This is a genomic window from Halorubrum sp. B53 (assembly GCF_059752395.1).
The window spans coordinates 1-19,710 of the sequence record NZ_MWTH01000008.1; the positions used below are offsets into that span (position 1 = coordinate 1).

At 62.5% G+C, this 19,710-nt stretch carries 22 protein-coding genes; 8 read left to right on the forward strand and 14 right to left on the reverse strand.

Features of this window, described 5'->3' with window-relative positions:
- Positions 1-96: 96 nt before the first annotated feature.
- From B4V06_RS07430 to B4V06_RS07450, 5 genes are read left to right on the forward strand one after another with little or no spacing between them, the layout of a single operon-like run.
- On the forward strand, positions 97-312 hold the full coding sequence (locus tag B4V06_RS07430) for a hypothetical protein (protein ID WP_498168771.1): 216 nt from the start codon (positions 97-99) through the stop codon (positions 310-312).
- The gene (locus tag B4V06_RS07435; RefSeq protein WP_498168773.1) at positions 309-446 is read left to right on the forward strand and encodes a hypothetical protein; all 138 of its coding nucleotides are present in this window, start codon (positions 309-311) and stop codon (positions 444-446) included. Before B4V06_RS07430 ends, B4V06_RS07435 begins: the two co-directional genes overlap by 4 nt.
- Entirely contained in the window at positions 436-648 is a 213-nt protein-coding gene (locus B4V06_RS07440) for a hypothetical protein (protein ID WP_498168775.1), read from the forward strand. Before B4V06_RS07435 ends, B4V06_RS07440 begins: the two co-directional genes overlap by 11 nt.
- A complete protein-coding gene (locus B4V06_RS07445) occupies positions 645-1,193 on the forward strand; it encodes a DNA N-6-adenine-methyltransferase (RefSeq protein ID WP_498168777.1) in 549 nt (182 codons plus the stop codon). The genes B4V06_RS07440 and B4V06_RS07445 overlap by 4 nt, the downstream gene beginning before the upstream one ends.
- 8 nt (positions 1,194-1,201) lie before the next feature.
- On the forward strand, positions 1,202-2,854 hold the full coding sequence (locus B4V06_RS07450) for a DUF7845 domain-containing protein (protein ID WP_498168817.1): 1,653 nt from the start codon (positions 1,202-1,204) through the stop codon (positions 2,852-2,854).
- A 493-nt stretch (positions 2,855-3,347) separates the two neighbouring features.
- Here B4V06_RS07450 and B4V06_RS07455 read toward each other — a convergent pair whose 3' ends face one another.
- The 14 genes from B4V06_RS07455 to B4V06_RS07520 form a co-directional block, all read right to left on the reverse strand.
- Positions 3,348-3,584 carry a hypothetical protein gene (locus tag B4V06_RS07455; protein WP_498168779.1) on the reverse strand — a complete coding sequence of 79 codons (237 nt, stop codon included), beginning with the start codon at positions 3,582-3,584 and terminating at the stop codon, positions 3,348-3,350.
- Complete coding sequence (locus B4V06_RS07460) at positions 3,581-6,655, reverse strand: outer membrane protein assembly factor BamB family protein (RefSeq protein WP_498168781.1); 3,075 nt, start codon at positions 6,653-6,655, stop codon at positions 3,581-3,583. The genes B4V06_RS07455 and B4V06_RS07460 overlap by 4 nt, the downstream gene beginning before the upstream one ends.
- Positions 6,656-6,865: 210 nt before the next feature.
- Positions 6,866-8,017, reverse strand: coding sequence for an ATP-binding protein (locus B4V06_RS07465; RefSeq protein ID WP_498168783.1), 1,152 nt, complete (start codon positions 8,015-8,017; stop codon positions 6,866-6,868).
- The gene (locus tag B4V06_RS07470) at positions 8,014-8,781 is read right to left on the reverse strand and encodes a hypothetical protein (RefSeq protein WP_498168786.1); all 768 of its coding nucleotides are present in this window, start codon (positions 8,779-8,781) and stop codon (positions 8,014-8,016) included. The genes B4V06_RS07465 and B4V06_RS07470 overlap by 4 nt, the downstream gene beginning before the upstream one ends.
- The gene (locus tag B4V06_RS07475; RefSeq protein WP_498168788.1) at positions 8,771-10,510 is read right to left on the reverse strand and encodes a hypothetical protein; all 1,740 of its coding nucleotides are present in this window, start codon (positions 10,508-10,510) and stop codon (positions 8,771-8,773) included. Before B4V06_RS07475 ends, B4V06_RS07470 begins: the two co-directional genes overlap by 11 nt.
- Complete coding sequence (locus B4V06_RS07480) at positions 10,507-10,800, reverse strand: hypothetical protein (protein ID WP_498168790.1); 294 nt, start codon at positions 10,798-10,800, stop codon at positions 10,507-10,509. Before B4V06_RS07480 ends, B4V06_RS07475 begins: the two co-directional genes overlap by 4 nt.
- A complete protein-coding gene (locus B4V06_RS07485) occupies positions 10,791-11,297 on the reverse strand; it encodes a hypothetical protein (protein WP_498168792.1) in 507 nt (168 codons plus the stop codon). Before B4V06_RS07485 ends, B4V06_RS07480 begins: the two co-directional genes overlap by 10 nt.
- Complete coding sequence (locus tag B4V06_RS07490; RefSeq protein ID WP_498168795.1) at positions 11,297-11,653, reverse strand: hypothetical protein; 357 nt, start codon at positions 11,651-11,653, stop codon at positions 11,297-11,299. Before B4V06_RS07490 ends, B4V06_RS07485 begins: the two co-directional genes overlap by 1 nt.
- Before the next feature lies 1 nt (position 11,654).
- The gene (locus B4V06_RS07495) at positions 11,655-12,068 is read right to left on the reverse strand and encodes a hypothetical protein (protein ID WP_498168798.1); all 414 of its coding nucleotides are present in this window, start codon (positions 12,066-12,068) and stop codon (positions 11,655-11,657) included.
- Between the two features lie 3 nt (positions 12,069-12,071).
- The gene (locus tag B4V06_RS07500) at positions 12,072-13,754 is read right to left on the reverse strand and encodes a hypothetical protein (RefSeq protein ID WP_498168801.1); all 1,683 of its coding nucleotides are present in this window, start codon (positions 13,752-13,754) and stop codon (positions 12,072-12,074) included.
- Positions 13,751-14,074: a hypothetical protein gene (locus B4V06_RS07505; protein ID WP_498168803.1), complete on the reverse strand. Its 324-nt coding sequence runs from the start codon at positions 14,072-14,074 to the stop codon at positions 13,751-13,753. The genes B4V06_RS07500 and B4V06_RS07505 overlap by 4 nt, the downstream gene beginning before the upstream one ends.
- 257 nt (positions 14,075-14,331) lie before the next feature.
- Positions 14,332-14,937, reverse strand: a complete 606-nt coding sequence (locus B4V06_RS07510; protein WP_498168805.1) for a site-specific integrase — start codon at positions 14,935-14,937, stop codon at positions 14,332-14,334.
- A 280-nt stretch (positions 14,938-15,217) separates the two neighbouring features.
- Positions 15,218-16,492 (reverse strand): O-antigen ligase family protein, encoded by a 1,275-nt coding sequence (locus B4V06_RS07515; protein WP_498168807.1) that lies wholly within the window; start codon positions 16,490-16,492, stop codon positions 15,218-15,220.
- A 441-nt stretch (positions 16,493-16,933) separates the two neighbouring features.
- Positions 16,934-17,215: a winged helix-turn-helix domain-containing protein gene (locus B4V06_RS07520; RefSeq protein WP_498168810.1), complete on the reverse strand. Its 282-nt coding sequence runs from the start codon at positions 17,213-17,215 to the stop codon at positions 16,934-16,936.
- A 527-nt stretch (positions 17,216-17,742) separates the two neighbouring features.
- Between B4V06_RS07520 and B4V06_RS07525 the strand changes: the two genes are divergently transcribed.
- The 3 genes from B4V06_RS07525 (at position 17,743) to B4V06_RS07535 (ending at position 19,627) form a co-directional block, all read left to right on the forward strand.
- On the forward strand, positions 17,743-17,991 hold the full coding sequence (locus tag B4V06_RS07525; protein ID WP_498168812.1) for a hypothetical protein: 249 nt from the start codon (positions 17,743-17,745) through the stop codon (positions 17,989-17,991).
- The gene (locus tag B4V06_RS07530; protein ID WP_498168814.1) at positions 17,988-18,557 is read left to right on the forward strand and encodes a hypothetical protein; all 570 of its coding nucleotides are present in this window, start codon (positions 17,988-17,990) and stop codon (positions 18,555-18,557) included. Before B4V06_RS07525 ends, B4V06_RS07530 begins: the two co-directional genes overlap by 4 nt.
- Positions 18,558-18,637: 80 nt before the next feature.
- Complete coding sequence (locus B4V06_RS07535) at positions 18,638-19,627, forward strand: tyrosine-type recombinase/integrase (protein WP_498168819.1); 990 nt, start codon at positions 18,638-18,640, stop codon at positions 19,625-19,627.
- The last annotated feature ends 83 nt before the right edge of the window (positions 19,628-19,710 follow it).

The following is a 19,710-nucleotide window of genomic DNA, read 5'->3' on the forward strand; positions in this document are numbered from 1 at the left end:
ATCCCTCCGGCCCCATAACGGTCTTCACTCTAACGTATCACTTCTTAGTAATAGCTATTCGACTAAAAACAGGTCTGTAACCGGAGGGGTTCCGGCGTGAGCCTCGGCTACTCCGGCTCCTTCACCGCCTCGAAGTCACGGGAGTTCTGGTGTGACACCTGCGGCGCCCGGTGTACCCGGAGCATCAACGGCGACCTCGAGTACGGTCACCTCGTCGGCTGTCCCGAACGTCCCGACTCCTTCTCGAAAGGGACCTCGGACGGTCCTCGCCGGTACAAGCCCGACGACGTTGACGGGGGTGCGTCCGCGTGAGCGACGAACCCGGTCACGCGAACTCGCTCGCGGAACAGCTCCGGCTCGCGGAGGAGAACGGTAACCTCCCCGACGAACTCGCGGACAAACTCGACGAGGAGGAGAACGACCAGGAGGAGGAAAATGTCGAGTAAGCCGCGCTCCGCTCCCGGCGTCGGTCACGCCGGACCGCTCCTCTCGGCGCGGTGTACGGGGTGCGGAAAGACCTCGGAGAAGCGGACCACTGAGGTCGTCGGTGACGTCTCGAGCGGCTCGTTCCAACACGTCTGTCACTCCTGTCAGAGCGTCACCTGGTGGAACGTCCTCCGCGTCCTCGAGGAGGCCGATACCGAATGAGTCTCTTTTCTCACGAGTTTCACGAGAACAGCTCCGACGAGTTCGGTACGCCGGCGGAGTTCCACCGGCCGATCGCGGACGCGGTAGACGGATTCGATCTCGATCCTGCGAGCGGTGCCGAGTCGCAACCACTCGCGTCGACGCGCTACACCGAAGAGGACGACGGTCTCACTCAGGAGTGGTTCGGCACTGTTTGGCTAAATCCGCCTTTCAGCGAGAAAACACGGTGGGTCCGGAAGACTCGCGCGGAGATCGCCGACGGGAACGTCGACACTGCCGTCGTGTTGCTACCGGTCGACACGTCGACGAAGCTCTTTCACAACCACGTGAGTGACGCGACCGCGATCTGCTTCGTGGAAGGTCGGTTGTCGTTTGACGGCGGTGACCGGAACCCGAATTTCGGTGTGTTGCTCGCAGTGTTCGGTGACGCCAAGGAGGATCTCCTCGACGTCCTCGACCGAAAAGGGAGCGTCTTCCGCGTCGACGCGAAACACGAACGATCGGACCAGCGCGATCTCTCCACGTACGGAGGTGACTCCGCGTGAGTATCGACATGCCCTCGACGCCGGACGCCACGATCGGGACGCTCCCCGACCCGCGCCTCGAGGACCGCGTCGCTCCCGAGCCCGCCGCCCACGGCGCCGGCGTTCAGGCCGTTCTCAACGACGCGAGCCGGGATCTCTCGGTGTACTCCGCGCTCCACCAGCTGTGGTACGACGTCGTCGGCGATCGCGAGGAGGAACCCGGGATCGCCGCGGTCGTCGACTCCGACGATCTCCCGTGGCTCGAAGCGCCGACACCCGGCCGCGAGTGGGTCGTGAAGCTCACCTCGTCGCGGTGGAAGGCCGGAACCGGCACCGGAGACGACTACTCCGCGTACTACGAGTACCTCCTCACGTTCCGGGAGCGAGACGAGGACGGCGACCTCCACAAGACCGGACAAGCGTGTTCGGTTCGCGCGCTCCCGCAGTTCGCGGATCTCAACTACAAGGACGGCGAGAGTCTCACGCTACAGTACGGAGAGGGGAGTCTCGTGAAGTGCCAAACGACGTGGGCGGACTCCTCCGACGAGGTCGAGGCGCGGATGTTCGACGTCCTCGAGTTGGTCCTCGACGTCGACCGCGGTCGGCTCCTCGCCGATCGCGACGACGAGAGCCGGCGCCTCACGAAAGTGGAGGCTCACCACCGGTTCGATATCGGATGGAAGCGCCAGGTCGTCGAGACGATCGACCAGACTCGCGAGCTGATCGCCTACGGCGGTCAGTCGGAGATCGAAGCGCACCAGCTCCGCCAGCGCGAGGGATACCTGGAGGCGCTCCTCGACGCCGACCGGTGGCACCTTCTCGGGTTCCCCCGGACGTCGTACGATATCGAACTGAAGTGCTATCAGGCCGCCGGGTGGACGGAGATCCCGCGCGAGGACCCGGCTCACCACCCGAAGCTCGAGGCGTCGTTCGCCGGCGCCACCGGTGACTCCGCGCTCCCGCACGTCGACGAGTGGGACGAGGTCCTCCAAACGCTCCGAGAGGTCGTGTCGAGCCACCTCGAGTGGGCGGGCGTCGGTCGCGAGGAGTTGATCGCCGACGACTATCAGCCCGGACCCGGCTCCGCGGAGTACCGATATACGCACCCTGCCGGGCGGCGTGAGCAACTCCGGGAACGGTACGAGGCCGTCGGGACGGAGATCCACCGCGAGGCCCTCAAAGCGAACACCCAAGCCGTGTACGATATCCTCCGCGTCGTCGCGACTGAGAGCGGCGCGTCGTACGACACGCTCGAGGAGCGGACCGGACTCGCCCGCTCGACGATCCGGTACCACGTCTCCCGACTCGCAGAGATCGGCGTCTGTGAGAAGGTCTCGAATCCGGTCCTCGTCGTGTTCCCCTCGCTCGCGGTTCTCGACGAGGCGGAGGAGATCCTCCGACGGATCTATCCGGACGACCAGGTCGACGACATGATGGAACGCGCGGAGGAGCGGCGCGAACGTCGCGAGGAGCGCGACGATTCGAGCTCCGTCGACGACCAGGAGGAGAGCGACGACCAGGAGGAAGACGCCGGCGACGGAGATCGTGGTCGGCGCTCCGAGTGGGCGTACTTCGAGGACCTCTCGCTCGAGCCGCACCAGCTCGCGAACGCGCTCGACCGCGAGTACCTGGACGGTGACGAGGTCCGCGTGAGGACCGATCGCCGAGACTGGGTCGAGTAACGGCGCTCGACGCCACGGGCTCGCGTCGGTCGGTAGCTTCGCCTCTCTCTTTTTTCGTGGTCTTAACCAACACTTCGCGCCTCTCACCCTCCGATGTTGGTTAACTGGGTGCGTCGGCGCCGCCGATCGCGCGTCGATCCGGCCGCAGAGTGAGTTTTGCCCACCTACCGACTGTATTTTAAAACATAATGGTTCCTAATGGGTTGTCGCGGATCGCGCTTTTCGCAGGGTGTAGCGTCGCGAGATCGGCCGTCTGAGCGTCTGCGGTGCGTGGGTAGGTTAGCAGGGGACCCTACGGGTGTAGCCCCTAAGGGGGAGAACAATAACGGCCGGCGCCAGAACGGCGCCGGCCTACCGCCACGCAACGCTCCGCACGTGGAACCTACAGGATGGACGTAGGACGCCTTCTCCGAGGTGAGAGCGCCGTGTACGGGAGGACGGTACCCCGAGAAAGTACCTTGTCAGATAGCCTTACGACGGGCGCCGGACGTCGTCACCTAAGACTCGAGACGACGTCGAACCCGATGCTCGCCAGCTCCACGAGTCGGCCGATATCCACGACGCCGGCGAGCGCTCCGGCCCCCGTCAGCAGCATGATCATCCCGGCGAGCTTGATGTAGTCCGCGACTTTCACCGCGCGTCGCAGCCACAGGCCCGCCCACGCGATTGTTACGCCGCCGCCCGCCAGCAATCCGTAGTCCGCCAGGAGGCCGGCGATAACGTTCATCATCGGTTACCACCGAGCCTGAACGTCAGGTTCGTGTCGTTCCCCCGCTGCCGGAGCCACACGATCGCGATCGCGGCGCCCGCCAGGAGCACCAGCGGGAGCGCCTCCGAGATACCGCGGCCGATCCAATCAGCGAGGATCCGCGGCGCGAGTGCCTGCATCCCGAGGATCCCCATGACGACCGCGCCGACCGCGAACAGCGCCATGCCGGAGATCGAGTCGTCGCCGGTTCGCCTCGAGACGAGGTAGAGTCCGGCGAGTCCGCCGACGATCGCGAGGATGAGGAGGATCGGGCTCGTCGACGAGCTCGTCACTCCTCCGCCCCCACCGCCGCCGGCGTTCGTCCCACCGGTACCGAGGTCGAAGATCGCGAGCGTCTCGCCGCCCGACCCGGAGTATGTCAGCGTCACCGGCGACGAAGCCTCGCCGCGGTCGACCTCGCCGTCGGCAGTCTGCGAGTAGAGCTGATACACGTGTCCGCTCGTCGTCTCTCTCCACTCAAAGTCTATCGACTCCGCCGTCGACGACTCCCGGACGACAAACTCCGGCTCGGACCCGGACTTAGTGATACGCACGTCAGCCGCACCCGATTCAGGATTGACTCCGAGGTCGATCGTTCCGAGTCGCGTCGTCGCTCCGGCGCCGGCGTTCGGGAACTTGAGCTCCTGTGTGCCGTCGTTCTCCACGTGCGCGTACGATTGAGAGTTGCTCCACGACTCCGAGTAGGTGTAGTGGAACTCGTCGTCGTACGCCGTCGACGACACGCCGATACCAAAGTTGGAACCTATCTCCTCGAGGCGGATCTCCGTCGCGAGGCCGTCACCGAGAACCGTCGGGTCCGTCACGGTGATCGACCCGTCCGTCACCCGAACCTTTGTCGCGGTCGTCCGGACCTCCACCGTGTCCTCCGCAGCGACATTCCCGAGGTCGACGACCAGCGACGAATTGTCGAGTTCGTAGTTCGACGAGGAGACCGTCGACCAAGTCCCGCCGTTCGTTCGCGTCTCGAGTTGTCTCACGTCGACCACCGTCGACGCGAATGGGATCGTCAGCGTCGCGTCCTCCTGATCGGCCGCGAACGTTTTCGAGACGTTGTAACGCTCGGAGTACGCTTCGGAGGCGTAGTCTACCTCTTGTTCACTCGCTGCCGAGTGGCTGTAATCAAGCCCCATCTGACCGACCGGACCATCGTAGGACTCAGAGACGACCACATCAACCGTGTTAGACCCGTTCGTGAGTGATGCCGTTGACACATCAAGTTCTGTTGTTTCGTTATCTGCTAACACGCCGAAATAGTCGTACGTGTCCCCGTTGATCACCACTGACGGATCAACCGTCTCGGTTATTTCCTCGACCTCCAACGTGACGTCTACAGCGCTTCCGTCGGTCGAACCGACCGAAAAGTCGTTCACGCCCAAAGCAACCGAGATCGGTTCTGTCACGGTTTCACCCTCAGCGAGACGTCCGGAGTGTGATGCGATAGTCGTTCCGTCGAGTGCGACGCTGGGATCAATCGATTCGTCGCCGTCCTTGATTTTAGTTACAGAGCCATCCCGCGCACCGACATATAAAGAGCCGCTGTCGTCACTATCTGCGTCGTAGAGCGTGTTCTCAGCAATCCGGAAATCCCATACAATTCGTCCATTATCTCCCGGATACAGTGCATATAACCGGTTATCGGTACTGGTTGCATAGATTAAATCAGATGACTGCGGAGAAATGACTCCGGTAAGCCGCTCCTCAGAATTAACCATCCAAGAGTCGAAACTCCCATCTGATGCCGAATGTGCAGCCACACTTCCGTTCCATAACGACGAGTAGACAGTCCCATTTTCTACATTCACACCCGAGACCGTGGTGTTGTGTGATATTTTCCAGACCTCAGATTGGTCACTCTTTTTCGTTGCGGTGACTGTTTCGTCTGACCCGCCACTGTAGACGGTGGTTGAATCGGTGTCAATGCCTCGAATCCGCGACGAGTGGGCTGTCGTTTGCCAATTTTCGGTCCCATCAACGGCGTCTAATTCGTGTATAACACCGCCCTGAGTCCCTGTGTAGACGACCCCATCTTTACCATCGTATTCGACCGACTGGGGAGAAGATATCGAGATGTTCCACTCCTCACTTCCGTCGTCTGGATTTATCGCGACTACGCTATCAGTGACAGCATCAACTACGTACAGATTGTTTTCTCCGTAGTCCATACCCGTGACTTGCCCACCGGTAGATGCCGACCAAACCTCGTTGCCATCACTATCTAATGCTTTTACAGTTCCGTCGCCTAAGCCGGCGAATACAGTCTCTCCGGTTCCTGATACCTCGGTGTGCCATACTCGTTCCCCGTACAGATTTTCCCACTGTTCTTTCCCTGTCCCGGGAGTCAGCGTTCCCTTGAGTGAGACAGTGGCAGCCTCGGGCGCGGTGGTGCCGTCAACGTCGTGAGAGAACGTGTTACCGTTCGTTTGCTCTGTATAGCTCTGTGTGTGATTTATACGATTCTCGTTGCCTGTCAGCGTGACAGTCAAATTATCGGTTTGTTCACTATCCGCCAATTCATACGAGTATGCCGTACCGTTTTCCGCCGGAGAACCGGTTAACGTGATCTCCCCGTCGAAAGTGACCGTGTTACTCGAGAACCTCGGGACCTCGAAAACAGCCATGCCGTTCTCGTAGGAGATCGGCGACGTCCACTCCGAACCGTCCTCGTGGAGTCCGTACGCCGTCGTCGGCCGATCACCGAGCGTCTCCTCGAGCGTCATCGCGTCGACCGCGACCTCGCGGCCGTCGTGGTTGACGTCGTCCGAGAACACCAGCGCCGGCGAGCCGGAGACCTCGCCGATCGTCACGCCGAGGTCGCCCGCGTGTTTGCTCGCGTGGACGGACCACGCGGCCGCGTCCGTCGGCACCGACTCCGGCAGCTCGACGCCGCCGGGCGGACCGCCTCCGTTTCCGCCTCCCTGAGCGTGGTCGGGCGGACCGACGTTCTCACTCGGGACGCCGACCATTCCCGACGGCGGGCCGCTCTCCTGAGCGCCGACGATGCCCGCGAACGGAGCAACCATCGACGTTATCATCACCAATACCACCAGTACCGTGATACTTCTTTTAAACATTAGTTGCCTCCGTAATCGTGTTCGTGCGGGCGACCGCGACCGGCCGCTCTCGCCCGGGGCCCCCTGTGCGCCTATCCGATATACGCGCGCGTGAGCACGGTCGATCCGCGCGCTCCCGCCGGCACCCGGGATCGCGCGCTTTTTCGCTTCTCGTCTTTCTTTTCTGAGAGTTCACGACGATCCCCCCAGTTTCACCTTCAGCTTGTAGCTCGTCGGCGCCGGCATGTCCTTCCAGCCGAATTTTTCAAAATTCGTCTCCGTGTACATGAGCGCCTTTCCGACGGGGAGCCTCGAGGTCATGTCCGAGTGCATCGGCATGCTCTCGAAGCCGACGATCTTCGACGCCGCCGTCGGGTTCGCCGTCCGCGGCATTTGGATCCTCCACCGCAGCTTGTGCCGGATCAACTGGTGGACGTCCTTTTCCGAGTGCGCGAACGCGCCGATCGTCAGCCCGAACTTCCGAGCGTCGACCCACGTGTCCTTGAGAAGTTCGACCTTCTGATAAGTTCCGAAACTGTCTTTCTGAGCGCTCTGCGGACAGATATCACCTATCTCGTCGCACATCCACGTGGTAAAGTCGTGCGGGCCGTGTTCCACTCGAGCGAGCGCCCACGCGAACCACCAGTGGTTCGCCGGGTCCTCCGCGTCGAACAGTTCCCGGCCGCTCGGCGGCTCTTGTGTCCGCTCGTCGCTCTCCTCGTATACCTCCTGACAGCCGCGCATCCGCGGGTCGGGGTACACGACGTGGAGCTGACCGCGCTCGAGAAGCCGACGGTTGAGGTCGACCGGGTCGCGGTACCGCTCCACGCTCCGGACGATCTCCTCGAGGTCGTCGACGTCGAGCTCAATCGCCGGGTCGTTCGGATCTTTGCTCTCGAGGCGGGCCGTCACCTCGACCCTCTCCGGGAGACACAGCACCGTCCACGGAGCGAGCGGGAGCCACTCCGAGCGCGACGTCGAGCCGCGCCACACGATCTTCTCGTCGTTTACCTCGAGGAGCCGCACCGCGAGGTAGTTCGCGAGTGTCGACTTTCCGGCGCCGGGCTTCCCCCGGGCGAGAAAGTCGGTCCCGCCGTCGTTCTCCTCGAGCGGCGCGTCCCACGTGTGCTCAATACAGTTCGGGAGCACCGTCGGGTAGTCGAACCGCGACCGGTCCCACGACGGGATCCCGAACTCCTCGCGCATGCTCCGAGCGTCCGAGTGTCGCCTCGAGTCGCCCGTCGCCTGAGCCGTGTTGTGGACCGGGTCCGTGAACTCCTCGAGAACCCGCTCCTTGTCCGCGTCGGTCGCTGTACTACTCGGTTGGAAGTTAGTTGAACTCATGCGTATTGTACCGCCTCCTCTTTCGCGACGGAGTCCGCCTGCTCGCCGGTCCGCCCGGAGAGCTCCCGAACGCCGCGGTTATATGCCGGTACAAGGAACTTTGCCGCGAACAGCTCCCGACCACGCGCCTCCGCCGCCGACGTCCCCGTCAGCATCCGCATGGTCGACTCCTCGCGATAGCACCGCGAGACGAACCCGCCCGGGATCTCTCCGTGCGTCGCGAGCTCAAGGTCGGCGCCCCAGTCGAGGATCGCCGACTTGTCGTCGAACCCGTCGAGGAGATCTCCGAGCGCGCGCTCCTGGTATCGCTCGAGCTCGTCGAGCGCCGGGCGCATCGCGATCCACCGCTGCCGCGGCGCCGCGTGTTGAGAGTCCGTCCCGTCGTCGTCCAGGTACTCCGTCGCGTCGCCCCGGAGCTCACGGAACGCACGGTGGAACGCCGGGCGGATGTAGAGCGCGTACATCCGCTCTCGGAGGTCCTCCGCGACGTCGTCCTCAACCGCACGCACGCGATTGGGACCCGTCAGCAGCGCCGCCAGGAGCGTCCGCTCCTTCTCCTCACCCGGGACGCCCTTGAACTCGTCAGCGAACTTGTCGACCCACTCCGCCGGGAGCTCTCCGAGCGTCCGGACGACGAGTCGCTGTAGCCACTCGAGAATCGCTCGCCGCGAGTCGAACCCCGCGACCAGCTCGTCGCGGAGCCCTTCGACGTCGTCCGAGAGTTTCACCAACGCCGGGCGCCGCGTGAGGGTATCAGTCGTCATCCGCCACCCCCGTCCGCGCGTCGCCCTCCTGTTCCATCAGGTCCTCGAGCGTCTCCTCGCCGTCGTACCCCGAGACGACCTCCGAGGCGTCGACCGAGTGCATCTCCGCCAGAAGCGTCTCGTCGCGCTCCGTCAGCGCCTTCTCGACGTCCTTCTCGTTGTGGGCCTCCTTCTCGACGAGCTTCTTTCGAGCCGCGGAGATCGTGTCCGCGTCGTCGAGCTCGCGAGCGTGGTACAGGTTCGTTATGAACGCCTCCCGGACGTGTGCCGGCGCGACGTCCACTTCTGCGAACCCGTTCACCGGTCGGAGGGCGATCACTCCTACCACCGCCGTCGTGACCGCAGCGCCCGCGAGAGCGCCCCACGTCAACCACACGGCCGCTCCGAACACCAGCGCTAACAGCGTCGCCGCTCCGACGCGGAACCACTCCTCGCGGTTACTCGGCGCCGGCATGTCGAGTTCCCAGCGCTCCGGCTCGTACCGGAGCACCTTCGACGCCTTCGGGTGGACCCACACCTTCGCATCCGTCCGCGTCCCGTCGACGTCGATCCGCGTCGACAGTTGCCCAGCGCCTTTCAGCGGCGCCGTCCCGCCGAACACACGCGCGAGGAACGGCCGGATGCCCGACCGGACCACCGCCATGCCTTCCGGCCCCTGCCGGACGACCTTCTCCGTCGTCGACTCTACCGAGAGCGTGTCGATCGACACGTCCCCCGACGGCGACTTTCCGAGGGAGATCTCCGGTTTTACGAACTCGACTTTCTCGACGCCCGACTCGTACGTCTCGAGGATCACCAGGACCGTGAACGCCGCCAGCGCGAACGGGATCACCAGCGGGAGCGCCACGATCCAATCAGCGAGGTAGTACCATCCGAGCCCGACCGCGAACAGCGCCACGGTCGTCAGCATGATGGACCAGTACACGAGGCCCTTGTCCGGGCCCGTCCCCGCCTTTTGGATAGCCGCTCGAGACGCGAACCCGCCGACCACCGTCAGGAGCACCAGCGGACCCGCGATCCACTTCGCGACCCATCCGAGGAGATCTCCCATCGATTCGATCTCCGACGACGCCGCAGTCGCCGCCGTCCGGTGCTCGAAGGTCCAGCGGGCGCCGCTGACCGCGTTCCCGGTATCGTCCTCGAGCCACATGGTCACCTTCCGCGTCTCACCGGACTTCCGGAGCGTCACCGACTCCTGGTCGAACGAACCCGAAAACTCGAGCTCGTGCGTGTCCGTCGTGACGTTGACGAGCCGCTCCTCCGTCGTCACCGTCCCCTCGCCGTTTTGGACGTCGACCCTCTCGGAGTCCCAATAGACGACGCGGAGATTGTAGTTCTCCGTCGGTGCGTCTCGCGGGCGTTGTGCGTTGATCGTCAGCTCGCGAGACTCGACGAGCGACCCCGGCGAGAGAATCACTCCCGACTCCCACTCCGCTCCCGACGAGAACGCGAGCGGGTTCGGATCCGGATAGTCCACGTACACCGATCCGGCGTCTCCGAGCCACCGCTGACTTGGCGCCGCGCCTGATATCAGCGACCCACCGCGCCGCAGCTCGTCAGCCGTCCACTCCGAGTTGACCTCGGAGACGGACGAATTGGTCGCTGCGGCTCCGTCCGCCGCGGTGATCCCGGCGCCTGAGACCGCCGCCAGCGCCGCCACGACGAGGACCGCCGCGAACACCGCTTGCGACTTACCCGCATGCGGGGGGGTGCTCTCGGACCCCGTCATGACCCGCCCTCCGTACTCTCGAGCCACGAGACGACGAACCGGGTCACCGTGACACTCACCAGGAGGACCAGCCCCACGACGAGAAGCTGGTCGATCACCGCTCCCGGAATCCACGCGACCAGCCCGGCGAGTCGCTCGAGGTAGAACAGCGCCGTCACCCACATGTCGGGCGACGCCAGCGCGAACGCGACCAGCGAGAAGATTATCTCCCCGCCGTTGAGGAGAAGGTCTCCACCAGCCGCGAGCACCGTCACTACCGAGCCGAGTACCGGAACGTCGTCTATATCCATTTTATCACCGTCAGGAGCGCGTTGATTAGCCACGTCACTACGATACCGAGGAACGCCCACGCGAGCACGACGACTAACGGAGCGGCCGGTCCGAGAAGGCTCGCGACGCCGACGATCGCCTCGTTGATCGTCAGGAGTCCGAGCTCGAAGCCGCCCGCCACCAGATCGCCCGCCGAGAAGATCGGCGAGAAGACCAGCGCCGGGATCCCTGAGACGAGACTCCACACCTCGTCGACCGTCGCCACGACGAACGACCCCGCCTCGAGCACGTATCCGACGAACGCGGTCAGTACCCGGTTTAGGATGAATCCCTGTGGGTCTCTTGCGAACGCCGCGAGTGTCGCCGTGAACGGGACCAGGACCCTCAGGTCCGATACCCACCCCGGGAGCGAGAACGACGAGCCGCCGTCCGACGAGCCGCCCGAGTCCGTCGAGCCACCCGAGTCCGTCGAGCCTCCGTCGTCCCCGCCGCCGAGGAACCCGTCGAGGATCGCCATTACAGCACCCCCATCTGCCGGAGTGCTAAGTCGACGAGCCACATCGTCCCGACCGTCACCAGTATCGCCGCCGGGTACACGAACGGACCGAGGACTCCGCCGAGTGAGACGACGAACGCCGTCGTCTCCGCCCACGCCGCGTCGAGGGCCGTCGTCGGCGTTCCGACCGCCAGCGTCACTATGTTCGCGGCCCGCTCGCCCGTCGACACGACGGCCGTCACGACTTGCGTCCCGATCCCGTCGAGGAACGACACGAAGCCGGCCCACCAGGAGATCGCGACGCCGCCGAGGAGAGTTCCCACTAACAACCGCACGTCGACGTAGGTCCCATAGACGAAACGGTCCGCGTCGACCATCTTACCGCCTCAGCCCTCGGAGGAAGTTCCACGGAGAGAGGTCGATCCGGTCCCACCCCTCCGCGAAGATATACAGCCCGAGCATGACCGAGACCATCGTGATCGGATACGCGAACAGCCCGAACGTGGCGAACAGACCCTCCGTCACCGATACCACGCCTGTTTGCACCGCCGCCTCAAGGAGCCGGACCGGTCCGCCGATCGACCCCGTCACCAGCGTCGCGAGCGCCGACGCGAACGCCTGAAACGGAGCGAGGATCGTCCCGCCGAGCGCTTCGATGAACGCCCACACGTTGAACGCGACCGTGACGAACGTCCCCGCCACGAGTCCGATCATCAGCTGCGGGAGTCCGCCCTCTTGGCGGAGGAGACGGAGCGACTCGCGGAGCCGATCCATCGGGTCCATGGAAGCCATGGTTTAGGCCCCCGTTGCCCGACGCTTTGCCCACATCACGTACCCGACGACGCCGGCGCCCGCGGTCGCGAGGATCCCCCAGATCGACGAGAAGAACCCGCCGCCGCTCGAGACGGGACCACCGCCGGCACCGCCCGACGCTGCGGTCGCCTCCGAGCGCTCGTCGCTCGACATGAGCACGTCAAAGTTGAACACGAGTAGCTCGCCCGGGTTGATCGTCGACGTCGGGGTCACCTCGTCGTCGACGTTCGCGTTCTCGTAGGACGACGACTTGTCCGTCCAGGAGAGGTCCTCGAGGTCCGACCACGAGGGCATGTCCGACTGTCGGGAGAACCGCGCCTTGAGGAACCGAGACCCGGGGAACAGCACCTCGTCAACCGCGCGGCCGCCCGAGTACGAGAGGTCGTACGCCGTCTCGAGCTCGTAGCCGATGAGCGTCTCGAGACGGTTCTCGTAGTCGTACCGGCCCGCGTCCTTCCACCGGTAGTCGGTCACCGACGCCTCGAGGTCGCCGACGTCGAGCTCGACGTCCACGGTCTTCCCCATGATGCCGTTGTCGGCGAAGACGTCCGCCAGCGAGTCGAACGACGTGATGCTGTACTCGCCCGACGGTTCGTACACCGTCTCCGTCTGAACCTCGTCGTCCGAGTCCAGGTACTCGCGAGTCCCGAACTCCCACCGGCTCTCCCGGTCGAAGTTGATCGCCGGGAGCTCGACGTCGGCGTCGCCGTCCTCGATGGTGATCTCGATGCTCGAGATATCATCGAGGCTCGTCGAGAACTCGCCCGTCTGCGCCTGATAGGTGATCCCCGTCCCGGTCGCCGTCGCGATCGTCCCGAGCGCCGTGTCGTCAGCGCTCGAGTCGATCCACGTCGCCACCGCGTTCGACGCCGAGTCGACCGCGCGGACGTACACCGCAGCGCCCGATGAAAGCCCGACGACGTTCGCGACGAGCTGGATGTACTTCCGGTCGACGCCGCTCGTGATGTCCACGTCGCTAAACGTGAACTTCGCGACGTCGCCCGATCCCTGACCGCTCGCGGCAACGTGGAGCGCGGGCTCCCCGTTCGCCGCCGTCACCGTCTCGAGCGTCGTCGTCCCGGCCGTCCCGGAGCCGTCGACGGTCCAGTGCTGTGCGTCCACCGCGTTGAGGTCTTCCTCCTCATCGTCCGCGTTCGTGAACGTCACGCCGCGGGGGAACTCGCGGTACTCGTAGGTCGCGAACCGGTCCGCCCGGAGCGTCACCGGGTTGTGGACCGTGTCCGCGTCCTCTCGAGTCGCGACGTCCGCGGAGTGCGTGACGACCTCGCCCGAGTCGTTGATGTACTCGAGGACCGAGTCCATGTCCGAGGAGTGCTCGTCGATCGTCACCGTCTCCTCAACGATCGGGCTCTGGACGTAGTCGCCCGACCAGTTCGGATCGTCGCTCTCCTGAGCCGCAGCAGTCCCGGCGCCCGCTGCCGTCGCCGCTGCCGCCCCGACGCCCGCCGCGAACGCTCGCCGCGTCATCGGAGTGTTAGCCGCCTTAGTTACCGTCTGTGCGTCCTCGTCGCTGGTTGAGTCTGTCATGTCGTCGGAAAAGTGGGCCTTTCCGCCGCCCGCGGCGTAGTTGCTGGTCTCTCGAAGCTCCTCGACGTACTCGACGAACGTCTCGCCGACCACGATCCCGTCCGGCTCCCAGGTCACGACTCCTCCCCCTCCGACCGCTCTTCGCCACCGTCGGTCGCCGGGGACGGCGCCGGTAGTTCGGGATTCTCGAGCTCGGAAAGTCCGACCGGGCGATACCGCTCGTCGACGCGATCGTCGATCGGCGGCGCGGCCGGGAGCTCGTCGAGACGGTCCCCGCAGGTCACGCAGTACCGATCGTCGAAGGCGTTGACCTTCGCTCGGCATGTCGGACAGATATCGGCGTCAGCCTCGTCTCGGACGAATAGGAATCCGAAGAAGGCCAAGATGCCGAATAGTAACACCGAGTCGGTCTCGGTGTACAGTCCGAGTCCCGCCACACCAAGAAGCGCTGCGGCGACTACTGCCGAGGTTCCGTATGGAACGTCGAGAAGGACCCGACGCACCTTCCGCCGAAGCGTGAGCTTCACGTGTCGCCTCCGTGGTTAGACCAGTCGGTCCATCGCTTCGCCTCGCCGTCGGGCTCTTTCTCCGAGCCCGTGTCGTCGTCGTTCATGCCTTTCACCGGCTCGCCGCGTGAGCCGATATAAAAGACGAGCCTGTCAGCGAGGTATAAAACGGCAGAACCGAACAGGTCTCACGCGAATCCCGCCTCCTCGAAGGCGTCGTTTACGACGTCGGGCGTCGGTGCGTTGAGGTACGGTTCGATCGCCTGGAAGGAGTCCCATCCGCCGACCTGCATGACGACGCGGGGGTTCACCTGCTTATCGACGAGGAGCCGTTGCGCGAACCGGCGCCGGAGATCGTGGCTCGAGACGTGGCGAAAGTCCTCGTCGCCGGTCGCGTCGGCCGCGCGTTCGGCCGTGCGTTTGACCACTGCCCGGATCCCGCTCTCGGAGAGGTTGACGATCGGCTCGTGGCGCCCGACGTCCTCCGACCGGACGTACCGGTGGATATCGCCCTCGACCTCCCGCGAGAGGTAGGCGTCGCGAGGCTTCCCGCCGCTGCCGGTCGTGTCCTTCCCCTCCGGGACGCGGAGCCGGAAGTGGTCGCCGTCGGGAGTCCGCTTCACGTGTTTCGGCGCGACCTGCGGGATCTCGAAGGCGCGGAGCCCGACGAACCCGCCGAGCTGTATCACGAGGTCGTCGCGGTGACTCCCCGCGGCGCGGCGGAGCTCCTCGAGGTCGTCGTCCGTGAGCCACACTTTGTGCTGGTCCGGTTTCGCCGTAGCCTCTAAGCGCATACGACCTTCCAAAAGAAGATAGCACTTAATGCGGCAGAACCGAGCCGGTCCCCGGCCCGATCGGCCCGGTTTTGTGGGTCCGTTTATCGACTTGTTATACAAGTCGCCAACACTCACACTGCGATTATTGATGTCTGGGCAGACCGGGCTGCCACGTCATTCGATAATTCAATTTTGGATCGTGCTGATGAAGAGGAACCGGTGAAAAAAGCAGGAGATTCATTTGAAATCAAGTCAGAAGCCCCGGAGATCCGTGAAACTGAGATCGATAGAGGGACAATCAGACTTCGGTAAGATTCTGTTGACTTCTGACGACTGAAATAACTGAGAGTAACGACATAAATGTGAATAGATACCGATTTATGTACAGATCTCCAGTCACTTGGGCATTCAAAAACATGTATAAAACAAGGCCAAACGCAGCAAGTCCGACAGGCGTAGAACTAACAGTTGGGTGCAGTGCACCACGAACGGAGGAAAAGAGTGACCCAAGAAACAATATCAGTCCTATAACTCCCGTAGATACGAGTAATTCTAACAACAAGTTGTGTGGGTATGCGATTTTAGATGAAACACTATTTAAAACCGAAAACGAACCTGCGCCATTACCTGCAATAATTGAGAACGCAGAGCTCCCCCACAACTCCAGAGCATTATTATACAAATCGATTCGCTCGGTTATTGAACGGCCAGGGTTGATGATTGCATTAACAATTCGATCAACTGTACGCAGTTCTAGAATTCCATTTATGATCAAATACATCACACCGACAACTGCCAACCCAAGGATGCCAGAGAGTGCCATAATATTGTTCTTCTCCCCTACTCCATCCCCTATTTGAAAATTATATTGTGGATTTAAAACCGATATCACAATAATAACAAGTGCAGTGATTCCAAATGATAGTAGGGGTCCTCGACTTCCGACTACTAGTAAACCGAGTGCACAGAGTCCCGAAATGGATAATGCAAGAATTGAATTGGAGCGTTCATTCGCAGTGATCGCTGTCGTAATGCCAAGAACTGCTCCGATCCCAGCTGGCCGCCCGATTGCGATATAGTGGGGGGCCCATGGAGGCGTACCTGAATAGACAAAAATTGTGAGGGTGAGAATTAAACACACACCACCCAGAACCCATAGGAATTGTCGCTGCCGTCGTCGTGATGATCTAACAGCGATAATCGGATAGGACAGGGCGAGTATACCGCCAGAGGCGAGCCTAAATAAGAAGGCAGAGCCGTATTCACCTCCTGGTGCCCAGAAAATTGAGATTCCGGTGTATAAGATTAAAGCAAATAGAAAACCCGCCGTATAGGCCGCCCTGCGCGTGGTGGTAAATGACTTTGGAAAAAGTAGGATAGAGGTACCAAGTAATATGATGAGGATGACACCCGAGAAGATGGTTAGATCGACTGGTAGGTAATTGAAGACTGTTGCCTGATCAAACACACCAGCAAATAGGAATATGAAGAACACAGTGTCAAGACAAAACCACCATGCATATTCCCTTCCGCCTCGTGCTAGTCGCGTCCCTTCCAAGTTGAAAAATGCCATACCTAGAATAGAATTTTAGGTAACTTCATTTGAGTGGTTTTGTATTGAATATGTGCTATCTCTTGATTTGAGATGCGATTGATACTGAGAGTCTCGACCCTGTCCGTCGGAGAGTGAAAATGGCGACATAAAACCCCAGATTTACGCGAGCTCCGGAATCGGAGGTAGGATCCCCACTAATGGCAAATCGGCCGGATACACTTTCTCGATTAAATTATCGAGCCTTTTGTGAAGCGTCGATGAGAACATGATCGAGCTCTACCACGACTAGGTCGTCAGCATGAACTAGGGCCTGAATGAGAGCAGTGACTGCGGCACGTTGTGGGTAAACGTATCTGACAGTCAGTCGTGAGATACCATGTTGGACGTGAAGGACGCCCCGAACGCCGTTCAGAATCGCGACCAAGCTCACAAAGCTCAGTGAAATCGCGATGTGTGTTCCTATTCGTCACCGATATCCTCGAGGTCGTCTGCGTCGAGATCACCTGAGAGGTAGTCGCGACCGCTGTCAGTAATCTCGTAGTACCCATCACTATCTCTTTCTAAGAGTTCCTTATCGGCAAGCTCCGGTAGGCGCCCTCGGACGGTCGAATATCCGATATCGTGACCGTGACGGTTGAGATTCCTATAGAGCGGTTTTGGAGATAGCTCAAGATTGTGGTCGTCGAGGAATTCTAAGATGACCAGATCAGTCATTGTCATCCACCCCGGAGTCGGCCGCATTTGAGGTAACTCGCAGGGGATCCGTGTTAGTTATGCACGGTCTGTTTGTGAAGTGGCTTATTTGAGCCATATATTAGCCCAGATAGGCTAATCTTTAATATCCCCGAACCCGCACGCTACGCTCACGGACTCACTCGCCCGTTGCGGACGTGGCGAGCCTGAAAAGGACGCGGGCCGCGCTGCTGACACAGCCGGCCCGTGTGGGGTTCCGTGGATACGCACGAAACCCATGTACGGAAACACTACAGGAGGGCTTCAAACCCCCGACCGAGGACGCGAATCGCGTTTCACTACCACTCCCGACGCCCTCGCCATTATCGTCCGCGCGGACCGCGCGACGCACGACGTGGCGCAAACCTCACTCGGCGAGTTTGCCGGTGAGATCGACCTGTATCCCGAGAATCATGATTAAGACTCATAGCGGCGGAACTGACGGAACCGGCAGAATCGCCCGACGAAACGACCACTTCCAGTTTCACCGTGCCCCTTTGGCCGCTCCCTTTTTAACGGGGACGGCTCGCTCCGATATGGTCGAGATCGACCTTGACGAAGAGACGGATCGGTGGCAGTGGCGGTGCCCGGCGGGGCATCGTTCGTGGGAGCCGACGAACTATCACTTCTGGTGCGCGCAGTGTGCCCGAGGGAACAACCCGAAGGCCGAGCCGGAGTTCCAAGAGCTTCGGAACGTCCGGACCGAGGAGACGGTCCCGCGCGACGAGGTCGAGCTCGTACGCGGGTCCGACTCCTACAAGAGTCTCCGGGGTGGGAAGGCGTGAGCCCCGTGGAGGTGGAGATACGGCGGAACCGACACGGCTCGGTGCTCGCGTACTCTGACCGCGACCGCGCTTCCCGGCTTCTTGCGGACCACCGCGCCGTGTTGCAGTCGCTGTATGACCTGGTCGACCGGCGACACGGGACGGACGGCGACGTGGTCGCACGGCTCCACGTTCGCGAAGAGGAGCGTCGCGTTAAGGGGCTCGACCTCGCGGACCGGTTCCGTCGCGACCTCGAGGCCGACCGCGCGATCGCGCTCGTCGAGGACGTGCGATACCATGCCGGGGAGCGAGAACTCGTGACCGACGGCGGCGTCGACCAGAAGGACGACCTCGAGCGGATCGCCGACGCCCTCGAGCTCCAGAACGCGCTTCTCTTACAGCTCATTCAGGACCGCGAGCGCGAACGCGTTCAGGAGCATCCGGATCCGGACCACTCGGGTCGATCGGACCACGCGATCGTGACCGACGTCGTCGACTCCTACGGCGACCTCTACGGCGGTTCGATCGGCTCCTGGCCGTTTGATCCGGTGACTGAACGAGTCGAGGAGATGGGGGACTCACGGTGAGCCAGGTCGGTTCCCCGCCCGCAGATCCGTCGGACCTCTCGCCGCGGCAAGCACGCGATCGGTTCCTCGACAAGCGCGGCATGGAGAACTCGGAGAAGACCATCCGGAGCTACCGAGCCCGCCTCACTCAGTGGGTCATCTGGTGTGAGGAGCGAGGCGTCGAGCGCGTCGGCGACCTCTCGGGGTGGCTGTTCGATGAGTACGAGCGTTTCCTCCGCGAGGACAACGCACCGGCGACGGTGAAGGGCAAGATGACGGCCGTCTCGCAGTTGGTTCAGTATCTCGAGACGATCGAAGCGGTCGACGACGATCTCTCCGAGAAGGTCCACGTCCCGAAGCTCACGCGGTCGCAGGAGACCAGCGATACGATGCTCGACACGGAGGACGCGAAGGAGCTTCTCGAGTTCTATCGGAACGACCCGGGTCACTTCGGGACGGCCCCGCACGCGGTCCTGGAACTGTTCTGGAACACGGGGTGCCGCCTCGGAGCGCTCCGCGGGCTCGACCTCGGAGACTACGATAGCGACGCCGGATACGTCGACTTCAACCACCGGCCGGAGTCCGGGACTCCCCTGAAAAATGACGAGGAGGGGGAGCGCGTCGTTCGTATCTCGGACGCAGTCACGGACGCGCTCGATACGTATATCGCTCGCGAGCGATCGGAGAAGCGCGACGACGGAGGTCGCGAGCCCCTATTCTCGGGACGCCAGGGACGCGTGTCGGAGTCGACGATCCGAGCGTGGGCGTATCAGGGGACGCAGCCCTGTTTGTACACGCAGTGCCCGCACGGGAGCAGCCGCGGGAACTGTAAGTTCATCCAGCGGTCCCACGCGTCGAAGTGTCCCTCCTCGAGAGCCCCGCACCACATTCGGACGGGTTCGCTCACTTGGCACTGCGACCGGGGGCTCCCGATCGAAGTGATCAGCGAGCGCGTCGACGCGGACCCGGACACGATCAAACGGTACTACGACAAGGCCGATCGGCTCCGGAAGATGGAGGAGCGGCGCGAGGAGTTCACGGCGAATCTGGATATCGACGAGGAGAGCGGCGACCACGACGACGAATCCTAATCATGAATACGACACCGAAAACCGACGTCTCGGCGTACCGACATTGCACTAATCGCGAGCTACTTTCATCCCTCCGGCCCCAT